Raw genomic sequence first — 23,458 nt, forward strand, 5'->3', positions numbered from 1 at the left:
GGTATTACGCGGAGGCTGCGCTGCCGAGCCTGATTTCCTGCTGTGGGTGGTCGATCCAGACAGAGTGCGCTTGCCGGTACTGGCTGCTGTGGCGGCGGACAGAGGGCGAAGCGTAGCGACCGGCGCGGACGGGAGCGCCAGCGGACGGGAGCAGAGGGAGCGTAGTAAAGCCCGCAGGTAGCCGCCGGATGCTGCACGCGAGAGCCTTCGTTACTGGCACTCTTCGGGTCGGGCCGCTTCGGTCAGCAGGGTGACGAGGGTGTCGGCGTTGCGGCCGAGGTGGTTGAGCAGCGCGTGGCCTTTGGCTTCGGTGGCCCGTGACGGGTAGCCGATGACACCGGTGGTGGTGTAGGCGCTGATGCCGACTGTGGTGAGGTAGCGGCGGTCGCTGGCACTGTGATCAGCGGTGTTCCATCCGGCGCGCAGGTAGCTGGGGTACGCGGCGAGCAGGATGGAGGTTTCTAGTTCGCCGGCGTGCATGTCGTCGTGATTGGTGCTGGTGATGCCAGCGGCGGTGCGGGCTTCGGTCCAATCTTCGCGACTTGGATAGAGACCCACATTGATCGGGGTGGCGGGCTGGTTCGCCTGCTGCACGACATTAGTGAGTACAGCGTTGCCGCCGTGGGCGTTCACGACAATGAGCCCGCGCACTGCCTGCTGGATGAGCGACTGGGTGATATCGGCGATGACCGCCGCGAGTGCTGTGGCGCTGATACTGACCGTTCCGGGATACGCGGCGTGTTCATGAGAGCATCCGAACGTGATCGGTGGTAGTCGGAAAACGTTGTGATGCTGGCTGATTGCCGTTGCGATGGCGCAGGCGATGAGACAGTCAGTGCCCAGCGGCAGGTGGGGGCCGTGCTGTTCGAAGGAACCAACCGGTAGCACTGCCACGGAATTGGTGGCAGCAGGATCGGTGGTGGTGGTATCGGGGATGATGTGGCGGCTCACGTATGTGCTCCTTGGGTGGCTTTCTTGATGCGCGCGGCAAGTTCTTGCAGGACAGGGCTGGTGTCTCTTCGTCGACGGTCACGGACGAGTTTGCCCGCCTGAGCGAGGTGTCGGCGCGCTCGCTGCGATGGCGCTGACAGGTAGGCGGGGATGGCGGTGTCAGCTAGCGCAAGCGCGAGGCGATAGTCCCGGATCGCGATGTAGGTATGCAGCAGCCGCATGTCGGCGACGGCACGGTCGCGGTGCTGTTGTGAAGTCCATCTGGTGTGGTGGCTGGTCAGCAGCTCCAGCGCTTTCTCAGCATGGCCGAGGCGTAAGTATCCGGATGCGATGTCACTGGCGACGTAAGCGGCGTGGGCGTAGGGTGCCCGGTCATCGGTGGCGGGCTCGATGTCGCCGAGCTCAAGGGCCTCGGCGGCGTGCCGGTGAAAGCCCCGCTCGTCGTCATTGTGCAGCGCGGCGAGGGCTTGCTGGCGGGCGATGCTGGCCGTCAGCCGCCCTGCGTCGCGGCCGTCGATGAACTCGGCGGCATCGGCTACGAGGTCGACGGCCAAGCTGGCGTCGCTGCGCGTGAGAATGTTCGATTGCCGCATCAGGATCATCGCACGTAGCTCGGGACTAGCAGCCCGCAGATGCAGGAACGCTTTATGCGTCAGCGTTTGGGCGGCGGCATGATCGCCTAGGTCTTGGGCGATCCAGCCAGCTACTTCGGCGATGGTCCCGGCTGCCTCTGCCATGGCACGTTTGAGTCGGCGGGGTGCGGTTTTGATCAGCGCTTCGACGGTGTCGAGATCGCGCTCGACCAACGGCCGCGCGTGTTGAGCGCCGAAGGCGTGCTCTGCCTCGATGTGCGCAGCCCGCTGTGTGGTGATTACCGACAACACATCCTCGTCGACCGGCAACTCCAGCAGCAACGGGTGCGGCAGCGGTGATTGGACCGGTACGCTGAATATCTCGTCGGGGTCGCGGCCGAAGACTGCGGCAAGGTCTGCCCGCCACATTTCGCCGAATGGGCCGCCGCGTTCGATGCTGATGATCATCTGACGCAAGGATTCGCGCGGCGGAATATCGCGGTCACTGCGCATCCCGCGCACGTTTTCGACCTCGGCTGCCAGTTCTTGAAGACTGAATCCGTATTCCAGGCGGGCACGTCGGAGCCGCTGCGCGTTGAGCGCACGGTGTGGATCGACTGCCGCCATCTTCCGATCATGCCTCACACATCAGCGCAGGTCAGGCAATCGTGCGCGTGCCGGGGTGTTACTGGCTCTTACTGGTGGTGACTTCCGGCGATTGCCGTCCACACGCTGTTCTTGGATTCGCGGACACCGACGACCGCGTGCGAAACCAAGAAGGGACAGCACAGCAATGCGATTGAGAATTGACACATCAGGCACCCGGTTCATTGTGACGCGGGCGGCAGAACCTCGGCTGAATTTCGAGACAGGTAGCCCCAAGGTCGACACCAGTACCGGGTTGCCACTGTTTGCGACACAACTCCTAGCCCTGGATGACACCGGCGGCGAAGTACTCAATGTCACCGTCGCCGGTGACCCGAAACTCACTGTCACACAGGCGGTGTCGGTGTCGGGCTTGGTGGCGATCCCGTGGGCACAGGGCGATCGCAGCGGTGTGGCCTTCCGCGCCGACGCGATCACCGCGATCTCGGCTGGGTCGGGTGACCAGGTGGCGCGCGCACCGAAATGAGCGCCTGGGCTGGGGTGTGGCACTGGCACAGTCTCACGCCCCAGCCCGGGCCGCACATCCGCACATCACGCCGAGTTCACGGAAGGCAGCCATCATGGCGTCAAACAACAAGAGCACCAACAACACCCAGTCGAACAATGACGACTGGATTGAAGACCTCATCGTGTCACTGTTCAAAGCGGTGGGATATCTGCTGTGGTGGGCGATCTTGTTTCCCGCCATCAGCATCCCGATCGTCGCCTGCATCGCGGTGGCGATCACCCATGGGGTGCGTCCGGGACTGATCACTGCCGTCGTGGTCAGTTTCGGGTACATGGCGTGGGCATGGCTGGACCGCCGATCCTTTCACGCCTGGGTGACCGAGCCGGTGCGGCGGCGCTGGCTGACGTGGTGGCGCTACACCCGCAACTGGGGCTCTGTGTGCGTCCTGCATGGATTGACCGCCAAGCTAGGCGAGCGCATTCTCACGCCGACACTGCAGTCAGTGCAGATCGGCACGCATACCGATGTACTCCGGCTGCGCGTCGTGACCGGCCAATCGGTGCCGGACTGGCACAGACAAGCCGAGGCGCTGGCTGCCACGTGGCGCGCGGAGCGCGTCACCATCACCGCTACCGCACCAGGAGAACTACGGATCACCCTGATGCGTGGCGACTTACTCGCCGAACCGATCGCACTTCCGATGCCCACGCCGGCCACCATCGTCGACCTCACGGCTGTGTGCGTCGGGATGACCGAAAGCCACGGGTGGTGGCGGTTGCCGCTACTGGGGCATCACATCCTGGTCGCCGGGGCGACCGGCGCCGGCAAAGGCTCGGTGTTGTGGTCATTGGTCACGGGCATCGCTCCCTCGGTGAAGACCGGGCACGTGCGACTCTGTGTCATCGACCCCAAAGGCGGCATGGAACTGGGCGCCGGAGCCCCGATGTTCACGGTGTTTAGCCACGACGCTACCGACACCACTCTGCATCTGCTGCGGCAACTGGTGGAGGTGATGCACGCCCGCGCCAACCGGTTGCGCGGCAAGACGCGCCTGCACACCCCCACCTCATCCGAACCGCTCTTTGTCGTGGTGATTGATGAGATCGCGGCCTTGACCGCCTATGTCACTGATCGCAAGCTGCGCAGCGAAATCGAACAACTGCTGGGCTTGCTGCTCTCCCAGGGCCGCGCCGTCGGCATTTCGGTGGTGGCCGCGGTCCAAGACCCGGCCAAGGACACGCTCCCCGTCCGGCAGCTGTTCACCGTGCGGATCGGGCTGCGGCTGACCGAGGCTACTCAAACCGCTATGGTGCTGGGCCAAGGCGCGCGTGATGCCGGTGCGGAATGCGATCGGATCTCCGATGCAACACCGGGTGTGGGCTACATGCTCGTCGACGGCACCGCCCAACCTCAGCGAGTGCGGGCTTTCCACGTCACCGACCAGGACATCGCCACCCTCGCCGCTCGATTCCGCCGCCCTACCGGTCGGCCGGGCAGCAAGAGGCAGCCGAGAAGCCATGGCGGCGGCCAGACATCGGGCGAGGGCAGCAATGAATAGCTCCAAGGAAGCGGCACAGCTCGGCCTTCCCGGTGTTCCTGAGATCATCGACACCGCCAAGGTGGTTGAGCAGATGGTACGCCGCGCGGCCTCTATGGGGTTCGAATCGTGGTGGCGGCGTGCCGAATCGGTCGGGTTCTGCGCTCACCCCATCCAACTGGTCGGCACCGATGAATATGGTCGGGATCGGGTGGTGTGGACACGGTGCAACAACCGCCGGGCCCAGATATGCCCGTCGTGTTCAGACCTATACGCCCGCGACACCTGGCAACTCGTGCACGCCGGCACCGTTGGCGGCCATCACGCTATCCCCGCAGCAGTGGCCGATCGTCCGCAGGTGTTCCTCACCCTTACGGCCCCCAGCTATGGACCTGTTCACACCACCGAACGTGCGGGCGACAAGCGGCACCGGGTGTGCCGCGATCATCACCGCACCGGCGGCGCCAACCGCTGCCAACACGGAAAACCCCTCTGGTGCAGTGCAACCCACAGCGACGGTGATATCCATGTGGGACAGCCGATCTGCGCAGACTGCTACGACTACACCGGGCACGTCCTTTTCACCTGGCACCTGCCTGAACTGTGGCGACGTTTCACCATCACTCTGCGACGCACACTGCGCCGAAAGCTAAGCGCCTCGGGGGCCGACCCGGATTCGGTGCGGGTCAGCTTCATCAAAGTCGTTGAGCTGCAAGCCCGACTTGTCCCGCATATTCATGCCTTGATCCGCCTCGACCCGCCCGCCGGCGACAACAGTGGCGGTCAGGACTGGCAGGCGCCTCTCGCGGCAACCGAACTGGCCACCATCATCCAACAGGCCGCTCGAACCGTGGCCGTGACGGTCACCGACTCATCCTCAGACACCGCGACACGGGTAATCAGGTTCGGCACACAAGTCGACACCCAACCAATCGACAACCGGCAAGCTGACGCGAAAAAAATTGCTGTGCAGGAGGATTCACCACGCGACCGGATGCTGCCAGGCCGGCGCGTAGCTCGCTACCTCGCGAAATACGTCACCAAGTCCTTGGCTGACGTGGGGATTAGTGCACGGCGAATCTCCGCTGAGGCCGTCGCTGACCTCGACGTCACTGAGCACGTTCGCGCGATCCTGACCACCATCAGCCAACTCGCCGATAGGGGATTGGCTGGTATCGGCCGCTGGCTGCACACTCTGGGCTACCGAGGCCACATCACCTCCAAGTCCCGCCGCTATTCCACCACCATGACCGCGTTGCGCGAACGCCGCGCCACCTGGACACGTGAACAGCGTTTGATAAGCACTGCACATCAGCATGATCTGGATTTGGAGTCCGCCGATGGCGATGATCTGGTGGCGTGGGAGTTTGACCGTGCCGGCCCCGCCAGCCTCGGCGACCGCACCCTCATCTATTCCGCCGCCCTGCAACGCATCCACGCCCGCCGCATCGGACGGGTGGAAGCCCGTCGCCAAGCTTGCAACCAACAGGGAGATCCCCCCAGGGGTGGCGATGGCTGACAGTTCCCGAGCAGCAGATGCTCGCACCGAGTGCGACGGTCGAATCGATGCGCCGACCTTGTCGGAGGGAGGTGTTGAAATGGTGGTACCCGAGAGCTATCGATTTCCGCATGAGGCCAACCGTGCGCTGGTGCAGGTCATACTGGCTGTACGGGACCGGATGCTTGGATCAGGGAGGGGAGTGGCGTGAGTCTGAGGTTCGCCTTCTACGGCCGAGTGAGCACGGAGGACGCTCAAGAACCCGAGGCGAGTCGCAGTTGGCAGAAACGGCGGGCCATCGACCTGATCACTCCGCATGGCGGGGTCCTCGTCAGTGATTACTTCGATGTGGGACAAAGCCGTTCGCTGCCGTGGAAGCGCAGGCCCGAGGCGTCGCGTCTGCTAGCCGATGTCACCGGCCGGGATCGTGGCTTCGACGCTGTGGTGATCGGCGAACCCGCCCGCGCGTTCTACGGGCCGCAGTTCGCGCTGACCTTCCCGGTGCTTACGCACTATGGAGTCGGCCTATGGGTGCCCGAGGTCGGCGGAGCGGTCGATCCCGGCTCCGAGGCGCACGATCTCGTGATGACGCTGTTCGGCGGCATGAGCAAGGGGGAGCGCGCTCGCATCCAGATGCGCGTGCGTACCGCGATGTCGGCGCTCGCGCAGGACACTACCCGGTACCTCGGTGGTCGGCCGCCATATGGTTATCGGCTCGTCGACGCCGGACCGCACCCCAACCCTGCCAAGGCAAGTCTTGGGCAGCGACTTCACTGCCTCGAACCCGACCCCGCGACATCGTCGGTCGTTGAGCGGATCTACCGCATGTACGCGGACGGCGCCGGGCTGCGCTACATCGCCCAACAGCTCACCGACGAGGGTGTGCCATCACCAAGCCAATATGACCCGGCGCGGAACCGGCACCGTGATCCGCGCGGATGGTCCCATTCGGCGATCCGCGCAATCCTCGACAACCCGGCGTACCGCGGTATTCGTGTGTGGGGCAAGCAGGAGAAATACGAGGTCTTGGTCAACCCCGACGATGTCGCTGCCGGGTACGAGACTCGTATGCGGTGGCGTGACGAGGTCGACTGGATCGCACCTGACCGGCGAACGCACGAAGCGCTGATCACTGACGAGCTGGCGCAGGCTGTCCGACTTCGGATGCAGGCGCGGCGGGGTCCGGGTCTTGTGTGTAGCAGAGAATCGACGGTGCCATATGCGCTGCGCGGGCTGCTGTTCTGTGCCGCATGTGGACGCCGCATGCAGGGTGCCGCCCGACCAGGGAAGCAAACAACGCGCATCCTCTACCGATGTGAGCTGGGCAAGTCGCGTTCCGTACCTGTGGACCTGAGTGACCATCCGCGCACCGTCTATCTTCGGGAAGACGAGGTGACCGCACGACTGGACGAATGGATCGCCACCCTGGCCGATCCAGAAGACCTCGCCCGCGGGCAGGAGATGAACCCCTCGGCGAGAACTGGCCACGCCGCCTTGCAGCGCGAGCTGAGCGAGGTCAACAGCAAGATTGCTGCCTTGGTCGCCGCGGTCGAGTCGGGTGTGGCTGTTGAGGACTTGACTGCTGCGTTGCGTCGCCGCACGGCCGAGCGTGACGAGCTGAGGGCTCGTCTTGAGCGAACGGAGCGACCCCACGTCATGTCTGCTGTCCAGATCAGCGAATTGGTACAGGAGCTGGGCGGACTGTCGGTGATCCTCGGCAAGGCGACCGGGGTGGAACGCGCCCAGGTGTACGCGAGCCTGGGTTTGCGTCTTGATTACGACCCGCACCTACGACAAGTCAAGGTGACGGCCGACTTAAGTCGTGTCGCCGGATGTGTCCGAGGGGGGACTTGAACCCCCACGCCCGTTAATAGGGCACTAGCACCTCAAGCTAGCGCGTCTGCCATTCCGCCACTCGGACCAGCCCACATCCATCGGGTGGGGCGCTTAAGGCTAACGGATATGCCCGACCCCGACAAAACCGAGGCCCGGAACGCCGTGCCCGCAGGTGGTAGGAAAGGGACGTGACATTGCCCCAAGGCGAGCGAAGCGACCGGATTCGACCCGAAGACGAAGTGGTCGACCTCGTCAGCAGCCTCATCCGATTCGACACGTCCAACACCGGTGAGCCCGAAACCACCAAGGGCGAGGCCGAATGCGCGCACTGGGTGGCCGCCCAACTCGAAGAGGTGGGTTATGAAACCGAGTACATCGAGGCGGGCGCACCCGGCCGCGGAAACGTCTTCGCCCGCCTGAAAGGCGCCGACCCCAGCCGGGGCGCGCTGCTGATCCACGGTCACCTCGACGTGGTGCCCGCCGAACCGGCCGACTGGAGCGTGCACCCGTTCTCCGGGGCCGTCGAGGACGGCTATGTCTGGGGCCGCGGCGCGGTCGACATGAAGGACATGGTCGGCATGACCCTCGCGGTCGCCCGGCATCTCAAGCGTGAGGGCATCGTCCCGCCCAGGGACCTGGTGTTCGCCTTCGTCTCCGATGAGGAACACGGCGGCACCTACGGCTGCCAGTGGCTGGTCGACCACCGGCCCGACCTGTTCGAGGGCATCACCGAGGCGATCGGTGAGGTCGGCGGGTTCTCGCTGACCGTGCCGACCCGCGACGGCGGCGAGAAGCGGCTCTACCTGATCGAGACTGCCGAGAAGGGGCTGTCCTGGATGCGGCTGGAAGCCCGCGGACGGGCAGGCCACGGCTCGATGGTGCACGACGACAACGCCGTCACCGCCATCGCCGAGGCCGTCGCCCGGCTGGGCAAGCACCAGTTCCCGATCGTGCTGACGCCGTCGGTCGCCGAATTCCTGGCCGCGGTGTCCGAAGAGACGGGCTACGAGTTCGACCTCGACTCACCCGACCTGGACGGCACCATCGCCAAGCTCGGCGGCATCGCCCGCATCGTCGGCGCCACGCTGCGCGACACCGCGAACCCCACCATGCTCAAGGCCGGCTATAAGGCCAACGTCATCCCCGCCACGGCCGAGGCGATGGTGGACTGCCGGGTGCTGCCCGGCCGCAAGGAGGCCTTCGAGCGCGAGGTCGACGAGCTGATCGGGCCCAACGTCACCCGCACCTGGGAGCGCGACCTGCCGTCGGTGCAGACCACCTTCGACGGTGACCTGGTGGACGCGATGAACGCCGCGCTGCTGGCAGCCGATCCGGGTGCCCGCACGGTGCCCTACATGATGTCCGGTGGGACCGATGCGAAAGCCTTCTCCCGCTTGGGGATTCGTTGCTTCGGCTTCGCGCCGCTGCGGCTGCCGCCGGACCTGGACTTCGCGGCGCTGTTCCACGGTGTCGACGAGCGGGTACCCGTGGACGCACTACAGTTCGGGGCGAAAGTCCTGCACAACTTTCTTACCAAATGCTGAAGCCTGACAAACTGCTGAAAGGGCGCGATGAGCAAGTCACCGTATGACAACCTGCCGCAGCTTCCGACGTTTTCGCTGACATCCGAATCGGTGACCGACGGTCAGCCGCTGGGCAACGACCAGGTCAGCGGGATCATGGGAGCCGGTGGGGCCGATGTGTCACCGCAGCTGAGCTGGTCCGGTTTCCCGGAGGAGACCCGCAGCTTCGCGGTGACGGTGTACGACCCCGACGCCCCGACGGCCTCGGGTTTCTGGCATTGGGCGGTGGCCGATCTGCCGGCCGGCGTCACGTCGCTGCCCGCCGACGCCGGTAACGGTGACCCGCTGCCGGGCGGCGCGGTGACCCTGGCCAACGACGCCGGCCTCAAGCGCTTCATCGGCGCGGCCCCGCCCGCCGGTCACGGCCCGCACCGCTACTACATCGCCGTGCACGCGCTGCCCGTCGAGTCACTGGGGCTGCCCGACGGCGCCACCCCGGCCTATCTCGGCTTCAACCTGTTCGGCCAGGCCATCGCCCGCGCCGTCATCCACGGCACGTACGAGCAGAAGTAGACCTACCGCGCGGCCGACCCGACCGCCTCGGCCAGGGATCCGAACCCCCCGGCCCGCAGGCGGTCGGCGATGCCGTCGTGGATGTGTTTGGCCCACAGCCCGCCGCCGTAGATGAACCCGGTGTAGCCCTGCAGCAGCGACGCGCCGGACACGATGCGCTCCCAGGCGTCGTCGGCGGTCTCGATACCGCCGACGCTGATCAGCACCAGGCGATCGCCCACCCGGGCGTACAGCCGGCGCAGCACCTCCAGCGAGCGGGCCTTCACCGGTGCGCCGGACACCCCGCCGGGCCCCAGGTCGGCCACCCCGGGGGTGCGCAGCCCGGCACGGGAGATCGTGGTGTTGGTGGCGACGATGCCGGCCAAACCCAATTCGACTGCCAGGTCGGCGATCTCGTCGATATCGGCGTCGGACAGGTCGGGCGCGATCTTTACCAGGACGGGGGTGTCGGTGGCGGCTCGCACCGCCGTCAGGATCGGCCGCAGCGAGGACACCGCCTGCAGGTCGCGCAGCCCGGGGGTGTTCGGCGAGCTGACGTTGACCACCAGGAACGCGGCCAGCGGGCCCACCAGCCGGGCGCTCTCGGCGTAGTCGTCGACGGCCCGATCGGCCGGGGTCACCTTGGTCTTGCCGATGTTGACTGCGATCGGCACGTCGGGGGTGTGCTGGGCCAGCCGCAGCGCCAGCGCGGCGGCCCCGCGGTTGTTGAAGCCCATCCGGTTGAGCAGCGCCCGGTCCTCGGCCAGCCGGAACAGCCGGGGCGGCGGATTGCCGTGCTGCGGTTGCGCGGTCACCGTGCCGACCTCGGCATAGCCGAAGCCCAGCGCACCCCAGACCGCCATGCCGCGGCCGTCCTTGTCGAATCCGGCGGCCAGGCCCAGGGGGCCCGGGAAGTGCACGCCGAACACCGTGCTGGCCAGGATCGGATCGGTGGGGGCGAGCAGCCGGCGCAGCGCCCTGCGGCTGACGCCGACCGCGGCCGCCGCCCGCAGGGCTGCGAACACATACGTGTGGATGCGTTCCGGATCGACGAGAAAGAACATCCGGCGTAACAGGTGATAGATCACAGCGCCGGCTGATCCCCGAGTGCGGTTTTCTTGCGGCGCAGCAACACTCGGCGGCTGCCGTCGGTGTACAGCCGCACCCGGGTCAACTCCCAGCCGCGGTACTCGGCCTCGATGGACAACCGGATGGACGCCGAGAGCCGGGTGACGTCCGGTGGCAGCCGCAGCGGTACCCACTCGTATTCGTCGGACAGCTCACCGGCCCAGCCGGCCGGCATCCGGCCGCGTTGCACGCTCATCGGGCAGCCTTCTCGATCACCTGCACCCCACCTCCGGATCCGGACACCACGTACAGGGTGCCCGATGCGTCGTCGTAGGCCAGGATGTCGGGTTGCTGCACGGTCCTATAACGCACCTTCTCTACGGGTATTCCGGTGCTCAGATCGTAACCAACGACGGTGTTGGTGGCCGTCTGTGACACCCAGGCCAGGCCGGGGGACCCGGCCAGGCCATACGGCGCGTCGGGCACCGGGTAGGCCTGCCGCAGGATCAGCGGCTCGGTGCCGTACACCAGCAGGGCGCCACCGCGGGTGTCGGCGACCAGCACCCGACCGGCAGGGTCGGCGGCGATGGTCGTCGCCCCCTCACCGGCGCGCAGCGCCTGCTCGGCCTTGGTGCCGTCGTCGTCGACCTCCGTCACCGAGGTCTGACCGCGGTCCAGCACCACCACCGAATTGCCCTGCGCGGCAAGGCCGTCGACATGAGCGAAGATCTTCAGCCGGGCGCTGACGGCGTTGGCGGAGTCACCCGCCGCCAGCGTCAGCACGGCACCGTCGGCGCTGCCCAGGACCAGGCGACCGTCGGCCCGCACGGTGATCGCGGTGAAGTCGGTGTCGGCCTCGCCGGTGACGTCCACCCGGGTGGCCGCGCCGTTGGCCAGATCCACCCGCAGGTACCCCCCGCGGGTGGCCAGATAGACCCGCCCGGTGCCGTCGCCGGCCACCGCGCGGGCCGGTGACGGCAGCGTCACGGTCCGGGGGTGGGCGCCGAACACGGTCAGCCGGTCGGCCGGTCCCAACACGGTCAGCGCGGCGGTCCGCGGGTCGAACACCGCCGCCAGGCCGGGCGCCGGCAGCGGGCGCACGACGCCCGGGACGGCGCCGGCGGCCGGCGGTGACACCGCGGCCGAGGCGGGCGTGATGGTGGGCGGTGGCGAATCCGCAGGGTTCTTTGAGCAACCCGCAGAGAACGTCACAACCAGGGCGAATGCGCCACTCAACAGCGAAAGCGCAGCGGATTTCGTGTGCAAAGCCCCGTTCGACTCCTCTTTGCGTGGTGAAGATCGTTTCGATTTCAATTTTTGGGCAAACGTCGGGAAGGTCGAACGAGTTCGCCGGTATGGCGGTATTGTGCCGCTATGGCTCTCGTGCCGGACTTCCTGATTGACCATGAGTTTGCCATCGAGGACATCTCGACCGGCGTGCACGCAAGCGGTTTCGGCATGCTCGCAGGTGGCCGCAGTTTTTCCTTCCACGTGCAAGAACGTCAGTCGTTGGTGGTCGAGGTCTACCGTCCGCGGCTGAGCGGGCTCGTCCCGCTCGAGGAGGACATCGTGGCGGTGGCCACCCACAGCCTCACCGACGTCGATCTCTGCGATGAGCGAAGCCTGGCCGCCGCCGTCCGCGACGCCGTGGCGACCGCCGAGCCGGTGGATCGCAACGCACGCTGACCGCGGCCCCACGGTACGGTCGTCCGCGTGACTGACGTGTCGTGGCTCCAGGTGGTCGTCTTATCGATAGTCCAGGGCCTGACCGAATTCCTGCCGGTTTCCTCGTCGGGACATCTCGCGATCGTCTCCGAGGCGTTCTTCGGCCGGGACGCGGGCGCCTCGTTCACCGCCGTCATCCAGATCGGCACCGAAGTCGCGGTGCTCATCTACTTCGCCCGCGACATCGGCCGGATCCTCACCGCGTGGTTCGGCGGCCTATTCGACGCCGGCCGCCGCACCGCCGACTACTGGCTGGGTTGGTGGGTGATCCTGGGCACCATCCCGATCGGCATCGCCGGGCTGGTGTTCAAGCACTACATCCGCGACGACATCCGCAATCTGTGGATCATCGCCACCGCGCTGGTGGTGTTCTCGGCGGTGATCGCCGCCGCGGAGTACTTCGGCAGGCAGACCCGCGAGATCACCCAGTTCACCTGGCGGGACAGCCTCATCGTCGGCACCTCGCAAGCGCTGGCGCTGATCCCCGGCGTATCCCGGTCCGGTGTCACGATCAGCGCGGGGCTGTTCCTCGGCCAGAAACGCGAGGCCGCCGCCAGGTTCGGCTTCCTGCTCGCCATCCCGGCGGTGCTGGCGTCGGGGCTGTTCTCGCTGCCCGACGCCTTCCATCCCGAGGGCGCCGGGCAGAGCGCGACCGGGCCGCAGTTGCTGGTGGGCACCGTGATCGCCTTCGTCATCGGCTACGCCGCGATCGCCTGGTTCCTGAAATTCCTGGTCCGGCACAGCATGTACTGGTTCGTCGGATACCGGATCATCGTCGGGGTGACCGTGTTGATCCTGCTGAGCACCGGCGTGATCGGGGCCCAGTGACCGTCATCCTGTTGCGGCACGGCCGTTCGACGTCCAACACCGCGCACACGCTGGCCGGCCGCTCCGAGGGGGTCGACCTCGACGAGAAGGGCCGCGAGCAGGCCGCCGCGGTGGTGGACCGGATCGGCACGCTGCCGGTGAAGGCGATCGTGCGCTCACCGTTGCTGCGCTGCGCCACCACCGTCGCGCCCCTGGCCGCCGCACTGCAGCTGGAGCCGACCGTCGACGAGCGGATCTCCGAGGTCGACTACGGCGCCTGGACCGGCCGCAAGATCGCCGACCTGGTCAAGGAACCGCTGTGGACGGTGGTGCAGCAGCAACCCAGTGCCGCGGTGTTCCCCGACGGGGAAGGCCTGGCCCAGGTACAGGCCAGGGCCGTCGCGGCCGTCCGGGAACACGACCGCCGACTGTCTTCCGAGCACGAGGGCGACGTGCTGTGGGTGGCCTGCACCCACGGTGATGTCATCAAAGCGGTGCTGGCCGACGCGCTGGGCACGCACCTGGACAGCTTTCAGCGCATCACCGCCGACCCGGCGTCGATGAGCGTGATCCGCTACACCGATACCCGGCCGTTCGTGCTGCACGTCAATCACACCGGCAACGGCCTGACCGCCGCCCTGACCCCCAAACCCGCCGGCGAGCCCGGTGCCGAGACCGCCGCGCCCGCCACGGATGCGGTTGTCGGCGGCTCCACCGACTGAGGCCTGGCCCGTACCGGTATTTTGAAAGGTGCCATGGCACGCGCAATTCACGTCTTCCGCACACCCGACCGCTTCGTGGCCGGGACCGTCGGGCAGCCCGGGAACCGCACGTTCTACCTGCAGGCGGTGCACGACAAGCGGGTGATCTCGGTGATGCTGGAAAAGCAACAGGTGGCCGTGCTCGCCGAGCGCATCTCGGCGCTGCTGGTCGAGATCAACCGCCGCTTCGGAACCCCGATCCCGCCCGATACCGGCGAGGTGGACGACCTCAACCCCCTGCTCACCCCCGTGGACGTGGAGTTCCGGGTGGGCACGATGGGCCTGGGCTGGGATTCCGAGGCGCAGACGGTGGTGGTGGAGCTGCTCGCGGTGTCCGAGACCGAGTTCGACGCGTCGGTGGTGCTCGACGACGCCGAAGACGGGCCCGACGCCGTGCGGGTGTTCCTCACGCCGGAGTCGGCGCGGGAATTCGCCAACCGGTCCAACCGGGTCATCTCCGCCGGCCGGCCGCCGTGCCCACTGTGCGATGAACCGCTCGACCCGGAGGGCCATATCTGTGTTCGCACCAACGGCTACCGGCGCGGCGCGTTCGGCGGAGCCGATGATGACACCGAATCCTGACCGGGAGCGGGTGCACCGGGTTCTCGCGCACGGCGACCTGACCGTCATCGGACGGATCCGCTCGGCCAGTAACGCGACCTTCCTGTGTGAGGCCCGGCTGGAGGACCACCAGGAACACTGCGTGTACAAGCCGGTGGCGGGGGAGGCCCCGCTGTGGGACTTCCCCGACGGCACGCTGGCCGGTCGCGAGTTCGCCGCCTACCTGGTGTCCGCCGCCCTGGACTGGAACATCGTGCCCTACACCATCATTCGGGTCGGGCCGGCCGGCCCGGGCATGGTGCAGCGCTGGGTGGACCAACCCGGTGACGCGCTGTCGGAGCAGGATCCCGAGGACGCCGACGACTCCGAACCCGAGGGACCGGACCTCGTCGACCTGGTACCCGCCGGGCAGCTGCCGCAGGGTTATCTGCCGATCCTGCAGGCCTACGACTACGCCGGCGACGAGGTCACCCTGGTGCACGCCGACACCGACGCGCTGCGCCGGATGGCGGTTTTCGACGTGGTGATCAACAACGCCGACCGCAAGGGCGGCCACATCCTGGCCGGCGTGGACGGCGGTGTGTACGGCGTCGACCACGGGGTGAGCCTGCACGCCGAGGACAAGTTGCGCACCGTGCTGTGGGGCTGGGCGGGCAAGCCGGTCGAGGATGCCAACCTGGCGGCCGTCGCCCGGTTGCGGGAGCAGCTCGACGGTGACCTGGGCGCCCAATTGGGTGAGCACATCACCGACCGCGAGGTCGCCGCGTTGCGGTCGAGAATCATTGCGCTGCTAAACAATCCGGTGATGCCGACGCCAGATCGACACCGGCCCATCCCGTGGCCGGCGTTCTAGTGGGTTCCGCCGCGCTCACCGATGCCGACGTGGCCGCCACCGTTGCGGCCGAGGCCGGCCGGCTGCTGCTCGCGGTGCGCGACGAGGTCGGTTTCTACGACCCCTACGACCTCGGCGACGCCGGGGACCGGCGGGCCAACGCGCTGATCCTCAAACGGCTGCGGGAACTGCGCCCGGACGACGCGGTGCTCTCCGAGGAGGCTGCCGACGACCTGTCCCGGGTGCACGCCGACCGGGTGTGGATCGTCGACCCGGTGGACGGGACCCGCGAGTTCTCGTTGCCGGGGCGGGCGGACTGGGCGGTGCACATCGCCCTGTGGCAGCGGAACGGGAAACCGGAGGGCTCCATCACCGACGCCGCGGTGGCGTTGCCGGCCATCGGGCAGGTCTACCGCACCGACACCGTCACGCCGCCGCCACCACGCGCCGACGGACCGATCCGCATCACCGCCAGCACGTACCGGCCCCCCGCGGTGCTGTGGTGGTTGCGCGATCATCTCGACATCGAGCTGGTGCGGATCGGCTCGGCCGGCGCCAAGGCGATGGCGGTGGTGCGCGGCGACGTGGACGCCTACATCCATGCCGGCGGGCAGTGGGAGTGGGATTCGGCGGCGCCGGCCGGTGTGGTGCAGGCCGCCGGCCTGCATGCCACCCGGCTGGCGGGGGACCCGCTGGTGTACAACCGCCGCGACCCGTACCTGCCCGATCTGCTGATGTGCCGTCCGGAACTGGCCGGGATCCTGCTGGACACCATCAGATCCGCGCACTGATCCGGGAATGGAATGCCCGCCGATGTTGTCGGTATTCCTCAGCACCGCGATGTCGGTATCACCGACGGGCCCGACGGGAGAGCACGCTGACCGCACACCTTAGAGTCGACGTCATGCAGTCGTGGCCGGCGCCGACCGTTCCCAAGTTGCCCGGTACGGGCGTGCCATTACGACTGTTCGACACCGCCGATCGCCAGGTCCGCCCGGTGTCGCCGGGGGAGACCGCAACCATGTACGTCTGCGGGATCACCCCGTATGACGCAACGCATCTCGGGCACGCTGCCACCTATCTGACCTTCGACCTGATCCACCGGCTGTGGCTGGACGCCGGCCACGGCGTGCACTACGTGCAGAACGTCACCGACGTCGACGACCCGCTGTTCGAACGGGCCGCCCGGGACGGTATCGGCTGGCGCGAATTGGGCGACCGCGAGACCCAACTGTTCCGCGAGGACATGACCGCGTTACGGGTGCTGCCGCCGCGGGACTACGTCGCCGCCACCGACACCGTCGGCGAGGTTGTCGAGCTGGTGGAGAAACTGCTGGGCTCCGGTGCGGCCTACGTCGTCGACGACGCCGAGCACCGCGACATCTATTTCCGTGCGGACGCCACCGAACAGTTCGGCTACGAATCCGGGTACGACCGGGACACCATGCTGCGCTTCTTCGCCGAACGCGGCGGCGACCCGGACCGGTCCGGCAAAGCCGACCCGCTGGACGCCCTGCTGTGGCGGGCGCAGCGCCCCGGTGAGCCGAGCTGGCCGGCCTCGTTCGGGCCGGGCCGGCCCGGCTGGCATATCGAGTGTGCGGCCATCGCGCTCAATCGCATCGGCAGCGGCTTCGATATCCAGGGCGGCGGGTCGGACCTGATCTTTCCGCATCACGAGTTCTCGGCCGCGCACGCCGAATCCGTCACCGGCGACCGCCGATTCGCCCGGCATTACGTACACAGCGGCATGATCGGCTGGGACGGGCACAAGATGAGCAAGAGCCGCGGCAACCTGGTGCTGGTGTCGCGGCTGCGGGCCGACGGGGTGGACCCGGCGGCGGTTCGGCTCGGCCTGTTCGCCGGGCACTACCGGGCGGACCGATTCTGGAGCGCCGAGGTCTTGGACGAGGCCCAGGCCCGGCTGGCGCGGTGGCGGCAGGCCACGGCACTGCCCGCCGGCCCGGATGCCACCGATGTCCTCGGCCGGGTCAGGCACTACCTGGCCGACGACCTCGATACACCGAAAGCCCTTGCCGCCCTGGATGGTTGGACCACCGACGCGCTGACCTACGGCGGTGCCGACCCGAGCGCGCCCCGCCTGGTGGCCGACATCGCCGACGCCTTGCTCGGAGTGGCCCTCTGAACCCATTCCCGTGACCGCGGGTACCGGGTAGCTTGGACGGCATGTCCGCAAGATATGCCGTCGACGGCAAGGTCGTGTTCATCACCGGAGGGGCCCGCGGCGTCGGCGCCGAGGTGGCCCGCCGGTTGCGCGCCAAGGGCGCCCGGCTGGTGCTCACCGACCTCGACGAGGCTCCGCTGGCCGAGCTGGCGGCCGAGCTCGGCGGGGCCGATCATGTGCTCACCGCCCTGGCCGACGTGCGGGACCTGCCGGCCATGCAGCGCGCCGCCGACGCGGCCGTGCAGCGGTTCGGCGGCATCGACATCGTGCTGGCCAACGCCGGTATCGCCAGCTTCGGGTCGGTGCTCCAGGTCGACCCGGAGGCGTTCAAACGCGTCATCGACGTCAACGTGGTGGGGGTGTTCAACACCGTGCGGGCCACGCTGCCCGCGGTGATCGACCGCCGTGGTTACGTGCTGGTGGTGTCCTCGCTGGCGGCGTTCACGTCGTCACCGGGGCTGTCGGCCTATCACGCGTCCAAGGCCGGCGCCGAATACTTCGCCAACACCCTGCGCCTGGAGGTCGCCCACCTGGGGGTGGACGTCGGGTCGGCGCACATGAGCTGGATCGACACCCCGTTGGTGCAGGACGCCAAGGCCGACCTGTCGGCGTTCCGCGAGATGCTGTCCAAGCTGCCGCCCCCGCTGAACCGCACGACCACCGTCGCGGCCTGCGGCGCGGCGTTCGTCAAGGGCATCGAGGGCCGCCGCAAGCGCATCTACTGCCCGGGCTGGGTGGGCGCGTTCCGCTGGATCCGGCCGCTGGTGCCCACCGAGGTGGCCGAACGCGATATCCGCAAGATCACCCCGGAACTGCTGCCCAAGCTGGACGCGGAGGTCGCCGCGTTGGGTCGGTCGCTGAGTGCGCGCACCGAGGCGCTGGAGAAGCCTTAGCGGCCTCTTCTGCGCAGGTAGCGCTCGAACTCCGCGGCGAGCGCATCCCCGTCGATCTTGCCGAGCGCCTCGTTCATGTCCACCTCGGCATCCCCGCGTTCCTCCAGGGACTGCACGTACTCGGCGATCTCGTCGTCCTCGGCCGTCATCTCGGTGACCGCCTGCTCCCATTCCTCGGCCTGCGTCACCAGATCGCCCAGCGGCACCTCGATGTCCAGCACGTCCTCGACCCGGCGCAGCAGTGCGACGGTCGCCTTCGGATTGGGCGGCTGCGAGACGTAATGCGGCACCGCGGCCCAGAACGTCACCGCCGGGATGCCGGCCTGCACGCAGGCGTCCTGGAACACCCCGGCGATGCCGGTGGGGCCCTCGTACCGGGTTTCCTCCAGGCCGAAGAACTTCGCCGAATCGGCGGAGTAGGCCGCTCCGGACACCGGCACCGGCCGGGTGTGCGGCGTGTCGGCCAGCAGGGCACCCAGGATCACCACGGTATCGACGTTGAGTTTGTCGGCGATCGCCAGCAGCTCCGCGCAGAAGGTGCGCCAGCGCATATTGGGTTCCACCCCGTGCATCAGCACGATGTCGCGGTCGCTGCCCGGCGGGCGGCAATGCGAAATCCGCATCGACGGCCACACCAGCTCCCGGGTGACGCCGTCCACCTGGCGGATCACCGGGCGATTCACCTGGTAGTCGTAGTAGGCCTCGTCGTCGATCTCGACGATCGTCTCCGCTTCCCACATCGCGTCCAGGTGTTCCAGGGCGTCGCTGGCGGCATCACCCGCATCGTTCCAGCCTTCGAAGGCCGCGACGATGATGGTGTTGCGCAGATCGGGCAGGCCATCCGACGGGGTCACACCTTCAGCGTAAGCCCTGCACCGGGTGCAGGAGTGGCATCGCCCCGCCAGTGAATTTGGCTAGACGGACTACTCTGTTGGTGTGACCGCCCGTACCGAACGGCCCCATGACACCGACCTGCTCGACGTGCTGCCCCAGCGCGCCATGGCCGGCCAGGGAGCCCTGGGCGGCCGAATGCGGGCTGGGGCCGCGGCCGACACGAAATACGTTCGGCCGCAATCTGGTTAGTCTTGTTAACTACGACATCGCCGACGAGATCCGCGAGCCGGCGGCCGCGGCGATGAAGTGGGCGTCCAGACGTCGACCGTGTGACGACGTAGACTTTTCACCGCCGAGAGGCGTTGCAACGGTTGCTGGGGGGACCGCCGGGTCCCGTCCGGTAGCCGCCACGCTCGGCGAAGTCAAGGACGCCTTCCGCTACGGAAGGAACGCACGTGAGCGCTGACGTGACCGCCTCGAACTTCGAACCCAACATCCGCCCCGACTGCACCGACGAGCTGACCGCCGCGCTGCGCCGGCGGATCGTCGTGATCGACGGCGCGATGGGCACGGCGATCCAGCGCGACCGGCCCGACGAGGCAGGCTACCGCGGCGAGCGGTTCAAGGACTGGCCGAGCGATCTGGTGGGCAACAACGACCTGCTCACCCTGACCCAGCCGCACATCATCGCCGGCATCCACCGCGAATACCTCGAGGCGGGCGCCGACATCATCGAGACCAACACGTTCAACGCCAATGCGGTCTCGCTGTCGGACTACGGCATGGCCGAACTCGGCTATGAGCTCAACTACGCCGGCGCAGCCCTGGCCCGCGCCGCCTGCGACGAGTTCAGCACCCCGGACAAGCCGCGGTATGTCGCCGGGGCGCTCGGGCCGACGACGCGGACCGCGTCCATCTCGCCGGACGTCAACGACCCCGGGGCGCGCAACGTGTCCTACGACCAGCTGGTCGCCGCCTACGCCGACGCCGCCAGGGGCCTCGTCGACGGCGGTGCCGACCTGCTCATCGTCGAGACGATCTTCGACACGCTGAACGCCAAGGCCGCGATTTTCGCCATCGAGTCGCTGTTCGAGGAGCGCGGCCGCCGCTGGCCGGTGATCATCTCGGGCACCATCACCGACGCGTCCGGGCGGACGCTGTCCGGCCAGACCACCGAGGCGTTCTGGAACTCGGTCCGGCACGCCAAGCCGCTCGCGGTCGGGCTGAACTGCGCCCTGGGCGCCCCGGAGATGCGGCCCTACCTGGCCGAGATGTCGCGCATCGCGGACACGTTCGTGTCGTGCTACCCGAATGCGGGTCTGCCCAACGCCTTCGGCGAGTACGACGAGACCCCGACGCGGCAGGCCGGCTACGTGGCCGAGTTCGCCGAGGCCGGTCTGGTCAACATGGTCGGCGGCTGCTGCGGCACGACACCGGCGCACATCGCCGATATCGCCAAGGTCGTCGAAGGTAAGACGCCACGCGAGGTGCCGACGATCGAGGTGGCCACCCGGCTCGCCGGCCTGGAGCCGCTCAACATCACCGACGAGTCGCTGTTCGTCAACATCGGGGAGCGCACCAACATCACCGGTTCCGCCCGGTTCCGCAACCTGATCAAGGCCGAGGACTACGACACCGCGCTGTCGGTGGCCCTGCAGCAGGTCGAGGTCGGCGCGCAGGTCATCGACATCAACATGGACGAGGGGATGATCGACGGCGTCGCCGCGATGGACCGGTTCACCAAGTTGATCGCCGCCGAACCGGACATCAGCCGGGTGCCGGTGATGATCGACTCCTCCAAGTTCGAGGTCATCGAGACAGGCCTGAAGAACGTGCAGGGCAAGCCGATCGTCAACTCGATCTCCCTGAAGGAGGGCGAGGAAAAGTTCGTCCGCGAGGCCCGGCTGTGCCGCAAATACGGCGCCGCCGTCGTCGTGATGGCCTTCGACGAGCAGGGGCAGGCCGACAACCTGGAGCGCCGCAAGCAGATCTGCGGGCGTGCCTACCAAATCCTGACCGACGAGGTCGGCTTCCCGCCGGAAGACATCATCTTCGACCCGAACTGCTTCGCGCTGGCCACGGGCATCGAGGAGCACGCGTCCTACGGGATCGACTTCATCGACGCCTGCGCCTGGATCAAGGAGAACCTGCCCGGGGTGCACATCTCGGGCGGAATCTCGAACGTCTCGTTCTCATTCCGGGGCAACAACCCGGTGCGGGAGGCGATCCACGCGGTCTTCCTGTTCCATGCCATCAAGGCCGGCCTGGACATGGGCATCGTGAACGCCGGTGCGCTGGTGCCGTACGACTCGATCGACCCCGAGCTGCGGGACCGCATCGAGGACGTCGTGCTGAACCGCCGCGAGGACGCCGCCGAGCGGTTGCTGGAGATCGCCGAGCGGTTCAACAAATCGGACAAGACCGAAGAGGCCGGGGCGGCGCAGTGGCGCAGTCTGCCGGTCCGGGAACGGATCACGCACGCGCTGGTCAAGGGCATCGACGCGCACGTCGACGACGACACCGAGGAGCTGCGGGCGGAGATCGCCGCCGCGGGCGGGCGCCCGATCGAGGTGATCGAGGGTCCGCTGATGGACGGGATGAACGTCGTCGGCGATCTGTTCGGCTCGGGCAAGATGTTCCTTCCGCAGGTGGTGAAGTCGGCGCGGGTGATGAAGAAGGCCGTGGCGTACCTGCTGCCGTTCATCGAGGCGGAGAAGGAGCAGAACGGCACAGCCAATTCGAAGGACACCAACGGCACCATCATCATGGCGACCGTGAAGGGCGATGTCCACGACATCGGCAAGAACATCGTCGGAGTCGTGCTGCAGTGCAACAACTTCGAGGTGATCGACCTCGGTGTGATGGTGCCGGCGAGCAAGATCTTGGACGCGGCCAAGGAACACGACGCCGACATCATCGGGCTGTCCGGCCTGATCACCCCGTCGTTGGACGAGATGGTCAACTTCGCCGTCGAGATGGAACGCGAGGGCCTGCAGATCCCGCTGCTGATCGGCGGCGCGACCACCTCCCGGGCCCACACCGCCGTCAAGGTGGCCCCGCGCCGGTCCGGTCCGGTGGTGTGGGTCAAGGACGCGTCCCGCTCGGTGCCGGTCGCGGCCGCGCTGCTGGACGACAAGCAACGGCCGGCCTTGCTGGAGGCCACCGAGAAGGACTACGCGTCGTTGCGGGAACGGCACGCCCAGAAGAACGAGCGGCCGATGCTCACGTTGGAGAAGGCCCGGGCCAACCGGACGCCGGTCGAGTGGGAGGGTTACACGCCGCCGGTGCCGGCGCAGGGGCTCGGGGTGCGGGAATTCACCGATTACGACATCACCGAATTGCGCGAGTACATCGACTGGCAACCGTTCTTCAACGCCTGGGAGATGAAGGGCCGCTTCCCGGACATCCTGAACAACCCGGCGTCGGGCGAGGCCGCCCGCAAGCTGTACGACGACGCCCAGGAGATGCTCGACACCCTGATCAAGGAGAAATGGCTGACCGCCAACGGCGTGATCGGCTTCTTCCCCGCCAACGCGGTCGGTGACGACATCGAGGTCTACGCCGACGACAGCCGCACCGAGGTACTGACGACGCTGCACAATTTGCGCCAGCAGGGTGAGCACCGCGACGGCATCCCGAACCGGTCGCTCGGCGATTTCGTCGCCCCCAAGGAAACCGGTCTCCGGGATTACGTCGGTGCCTTCGCGGTGACCGCTGGGCTGGGCAGCGCGGACAAGATCGCCGAGTTCAAGGCCGATCACGACGACTACAGCGCCATCCTGCTGGAGTCCCTCGCCGACCGGCTGGCCGAGGCCTTCGCCGAGCGGATGCACGAACGCGTCCGCAAGGAGTTCTGGGGCTACCAGCCCGACGAACAGCTGGACAACGAGGCCCTGATCGCCGAGAAGTACACCGGTATCCGCCCGGCCCCCGGCTACCCGGCCTGCCCGGAGCACACCGAGAAGGTGACGCTGTTCTCCCTGCTGGACGCCACCGAGCGCACCGGCATCGAGCTGACCGAGTCGATGGCGATGTGGCCCGGTGCCGCCGTCAGCGGCTGGTACTTCTCGCACCCGCAGTCGCAGTACTTCGTGGTCGGCCGACTGGCCCAGGACCAGGTCGCCGACTACGCCAGGCGCAAGGGATGGACGCTGAAGGAAGCCGAGCGCTGGCTGGCCCCCAACCTGGGCTACAACCCGGAGGACTGAAACC

21 protein-coding genes and 1 tRNA gene are annotated in these 23,458 nt (G+C 67.5%); 15 read left to right on the forward strand and 7 right to left on the reverse strand.

The genetic code is table 11. The features are described 5' to 3' along the window. Nucleotides 1–210: 210 nt before the first annotated feature. On the reverse strand, nucleotides 211–951 hold the full coding sequence (locus BN977_RS17365) for a creatininase family protein (RefSeq protein WP_005061097.1): 741 nt from the start codon (nucleotides 949–951) through the stop codon (nucleotides 211–213). Next, complete coding sequence (locus BN977_RS17370) at nucleotides 948–2,150, reverse strand: NsdA family TPR-like regulatory protein (RefSeq protein WP_005061099.1); 1,203 nt, start codon at nucleotides 2,148–2,150, stop codon at nucleotides 948–950. Before BN977_RS17370 ends, BN977_RS17365 begins: the two co-directional genes overlap by 4 nt. Before the next feature lie 166 nt (nucleotides 2,151–2,316). On the opposite strand from BN977_RS17370, the gene BN977_RS17375 reads away from it, so the two are divergent. The 4 genes from BN977_RS17375 (at nucleotide 2,317) to BN977_RS31970 (ending at nucleotide 7,526) form a co-directional block, all read left to right on the forward strand. Further along, on the forward strand, nucleotides 2,317–2,655 hold the full coding sequence (locus BN977_RS17375; RefSeq protein ID WP_005061103.1) for a hypothetical protein: 339 nt from the start codon (nucleotides 2,317–2,319) through the stop codon (nucleotides 2,653–2,655). A 94-nt stretch (nucleotides 2,656–2,749) separates the two neighbouring features. Next, nucleotides 2,750–4,195: an FtsK/SpoIIIE domain-containing protein gene (locus tag BN977_RS17380; protein WP_005119794.1), complete on the forward strand. Its 1,446-nt coding sequence runs from the start codon at nucleotides 2,750–2,752 to the stop codon at nucleotides 4,193–4,195. Continuing rightward, complete coding sequence (locus BN977_RS17385; protein ID WP_005061109.1) at nucleotides 4,188–5,693, forward strand: replication initiator; 1,506 nt, start codon at nucleotides 4,188–4,190, stop codon at nucleotides 5,691–5,693. Before BN977_RS17380 ends, BN977_RS17385 begins: the two co-directional genes overlap by 8 nt. 186 nt (nucleotides 5,694–5,879) lie before the next feature. Next, nucleotides 5,880–7,526 carry a recombinase family protein gene (locus tag BN977_RS31970; protein WP_005061111.1) on the forward strand — a complete coding sequence of 549 codons (1,647 nt, stop codon included), beginning with the start codon at nucleotides 5,880–5,882 and terminating at the stop codon, nucleotides 7,524–7,526. On the opposite strand, the gene BN977_RS17395 is transcribed toward BN977_RS31970, so the two are convergent. After that, nucleotides 7,508–7,593, reverse strand: a tRNA-Leu gene (locus tag BN977_RS17395). The genes BN977_RS31970 and BN977_RS17395 overlap by 19 nt on opposite strands. Before the next feature lie 103 nt (nucleotides 7,594–7,696). On the opposite strand from BN977_RS17395, the gene BN977_RS17400 reads away from it, so the two are divergent. Both BN977_RS17400 and BN977_RS17405 read left to right on the forward strand, forming a co-directional pair. Next, nucleotides 7,697–9,052, forward strand: a complete 1,356-nt coding sequence (locus BN977_RS17400; protein WP_407661199.1) for a M20/M25/M40 family metallo-hydrolase — start codon at nucleotides 7,697–7,699, stop codon at nucleotides 9,050–9,052. A 27-nt stretch (nucleotides 9,053–9,079) separates the two neighbouring features. After that, complete coding sequence (locus tag BN977_RS17405) at nucleotides 9,080–9,604, forward strand: YbhB/YbcL family Raf kinase inhibitor-like protein (RefSeq protein WP_036399830.1); 525 nt, start codon at nucleotides 9,080–9,082, stop codon at nucleotides 9,602–9,604. A 2-nt stretch (nucleotides 9,605–9,606) separates the two neighbouring features. On the opposite strand, the gene BN977_RS17410 is transcribed toward BN977_RS17405, so the two are convergent. From BN977_RS17410 to BN977_RS17420, 3 genes are read right to left on the reverse strand one after another with little or no spacing between them, the layout of a single operon-like run. Then, nucleotides 9,607–10,671 carry a quinone-dependent dihydroorotate dehydrogenase gene (locus tag BN977_RS17410; protein ID WP_036399832.1) on the reverse strand — a complete coding sequence of 355 codons (1,065 nt, stop codon included), beginning with the start codon at nucleotides 10,669–10,671 and terminating at the stop codon, nucleotides 9,607–9,609. Further along, nucleotides 10,668–10,907: a DUF5703 family protein gene (locus BN977_RS17415; RefSeq protein ID WP_024453565.1), complete on the reverse strand. Its 240-nt coding sequence runs from the start codon at nucleotides 10,905–10,907 to the stop codon at nucleotides 10,668–10,670. The genes BN977_RS17410 and BN977_RS17415 overlap by 4 nt, the downstream gene beginning before the upstream one ends. Beyond that, on the reverse strand, nucleotides 10,904–11,863 hold the full coding sequence (locus BN977_RS17420) for an NHL repeat-containing protein (RefSeq protein WP_234709621.1): 960 nt from the start codon (nucleotides 11,861–11,863) through the stop codon (nucleotides 10,904–10,906). Before BN977_RS17420 ends, BN977_RS17415 begins: the two co-directional genes overlap by 4 nt. A gap of 162 nt (nucleotides 11,864–12,025) precedes the next feature. On the opposite strand from BN977_RS17420, the gene BN977_RS17425 reads away from it, so the two are divergent. The 8 genes from BN977_RS17425 (at nucleotide 12,026) to BN977_RS17460 (ending at nucleotide 18,412) form a co-directional block, all read left to right on the forward strand. Then, on the forward strand, nucleotides 12,026–12,337 hold the full coding sequence (locus BN977_RS17425; protein WP_024453563.1) for a hypothetical protein: 312 nt from the start codon (nucleotides 12,026–12,028) through the stop codon (nucleotides 12,335–12,337). Nucleotides 12,338–12,373: 36 nt separating this feature from the next. After that, complete coding sequence (locus tag BN977_RS17430; RefSeq protein ID WP_024453562.1) at nucleotides 12,374–13,204, forward strand: undecaprenyl-diphosphate phosphatase; 831 nt, start codon at nucleotides 12,374–12,376, stop codon at nucleotides 13,202–13,204. Further along, nucleotides 13,201–13,905, forward strand: a complete 705-nt coding sequence (locus tag BN977_RS17435) for a histidine phosphatase family protein (RefSeq protein WP_036399834.1) — start codon at nucleotides 13,201–13,203, stop codon at nucleotides 13,903–13,905. Before BN977_RS17430 ends, BN977_RS17435 begins: the two co-directional genes overlap by 4 nt. 33 nt (nucleotides 13,906–13,938) lie before the next feature. Then, nucleotides 13,939–14,526, forward strand: coding sequence for an Rv2134c family protein (locus BN977_RS17440; protein WP_024453560.1), 588 nt, complete (start codon nucleotides 13,939–13,941; stop codon nucleotides 14,524–14,526). Next, nucleotides 14,507–15,358, forward strand: coding sequence for an Rv2133c family protein (locus BN977_RS17445; protein WP_407661200.1), 852 nt, complete (start codon nucleotides 14,507–14,509; stop codon nucleotides 15,356–15,358). The genes BN977_RS17440 and BN977_RS17445 overlap by 20 nt, the downstream gene beginning before the upstream one ends. After that, nucleotides 15,343–16,128 (forward strand): 3'(2'),5'-bisphosphate nucleotidase CysQ, encoded by a 786-nt coding sequence (locus tag BN977_RS17450; RefSeq protein ID WP_084172590.1) that lies wholly within the window; start codon nucleotides 15,343–15,345, stop codon nucleotides 16,126–16,128. Before BN977_RS17445 ends, BN977_RS17450 begins: the two co-directional genes overlap by 16 nt. Before the next feature lie 113 nt (nucleotides 16,129–16,241). Further along, the gene (gene mshC, locus BN977_RS17455; protein WP_036399839.1) at nucleotides 16,242–17,480 is read left to right on the forward strand and encodes a cysteine--1-D-myo-inosityl 2-amino-2-deoxy-alpha-D-glucopyranoside ligase; all 1,239 of its coding nucleotides are present in this window, start codon (nucleotides 16,242–16,244) and stop codon (nucleotides 17,478–17,480) included. Nucleotides 17,481–17,521: 41 nt separating this feature from the next. Then, nucleotides 17,522–18,412, forward strand: coding sequence for an SDR family oxidoreductase (locus tag BN977_RS17460; RefSeq protein ID WP_036400418.1), 891 nt, complete (start codon nucleotides 17,522–17,524; stop codon nucleotides 18,410–18,412). On the opposite strand, the gene BN977_RS17465 is transcribed toward BN977_RS17460, so the two are convergent. After that, on the reverse strand, nucleotides 18,409–19,266 hold the full coding sequence (locus BN977_RS17465) for a PAC2 family protein (RefSeq protein WP_024453555.1): 858 nt from the start codon (nucleotides 19,264–19,266) through the stop codon (nucleotides 18,409–18,411). The genes BN977_RS17460 and BN977_RS17465 overlap by 4 nt on opposite strands. 435 nt (nucleotides 19,267–19,701) lie before the next feature. Between BN977_RS17465 and metH the strand changes: the two genes are divergently transcribed. After that, nucleotides 19,702–23,454 (forward strand): methionine synthase, encoded by a 3,753-nt coding sequence (metH, locus tag BN977_RS17470; RefSeq protein WP_036399840.1) that lies wholly within the window; start codon nucleotides 19,702–19,704, stop codon nucleotides 23,452–23,454. Nucleotides 23,455–23,458: the final 4 nt, after the last annotated feature.

Origin of the sequence: Mycolicibacterium cosmeticum (assembly GCF_000613185.1) — a bacterium.
Taxonomy (GTDB): domain Bacteria; phylum Actinomycetota; class Actinomycetes; order Mycobacteriales; family Mycobacteriaceae; genus Mycobacterium; species Mycobacterium cosmeticum.

Excerpts from the sequence above, each read along its gene's own strand:
- BN977_RS17385 (WP_005061109.1), top strand. The coding sequence starts at position 4,188 with ATGAATAGCTCCAAGGAAGCGGCACAGCTCGGCCTTCCCGGTGTTCCT.
- BN977_RS17445 (WP_407661200.1), top strand. The coding sequence starts at position 14,507 with ATGATGACACCGAATCCTGACCGGGAGCGGGTGCACCGGGTTCTCGCG.
- BN977_RS17460 (WP_036400418.1), top strand. The coding sequence starts at position 17,522 with ATGTCCGCAAGATATGCCGTCGACGGCAAGGTCGTGTTCATCACCGGA.
- BN977_RS17405 (WP_036399830.1), top strand. The coding sequence starts at position 9,080 with ATGAGCAAGTCACCGTATGACAACCTGCCGCAGCTTCCGACGTTTTCG.
- BN977_RS17415 (WP_024453565.1), bottom strand. The coding sequence starts at position 10,907 with ATGAGCGTGCAACGCGGCCGGATGCCGGCCGGCTGGGCCGGTGAGCTG.
- BN977_RS17425 (WP_024453563.1), top strand. The coding sequence starts at position 12,026 with ATGGCTCTCGTGCCGGACTTCCTGATTGACCATGAGTTTGCCATCGAG.
- BN977_RS17370 (WP_005061099.1), bottom strand. The coding sequence starts at position 2,150 with ATGGCGGCAGTCGATCCACACCGTGCGCTCAACGCGCAGCGGCTCCGA.
- mshC (WP_036399839.1), top strand. The coding sequence starts at position 16,242 with ATGCAGTCGTGGCCGGCGCCGACCGTTCCCAAGTTGCCCGGTACGGGC.
- BN977_RS17440 (WP_024453560.1), top strand. The coding sequence starts at position 13,939 with ATGGCACGCGCAATTCACGTCTTCCGCACACCCGACCGCTTCGTGGCC.
- BN977_RS17375 (WP_005061103.1), top strand. The coding sequence starts at position 2,317 with ATGCGATTGAGAATTGACACATCAGGCACCCGGTTCATTGTGACGCGG.
- BN977_RS17380 (WP_005119794.1), top strand. The coding sequence starts at position 2,750 with ATGGCGTCAAACAACAAGAGCACCAACAACACCCAGTCGAACAATGAC.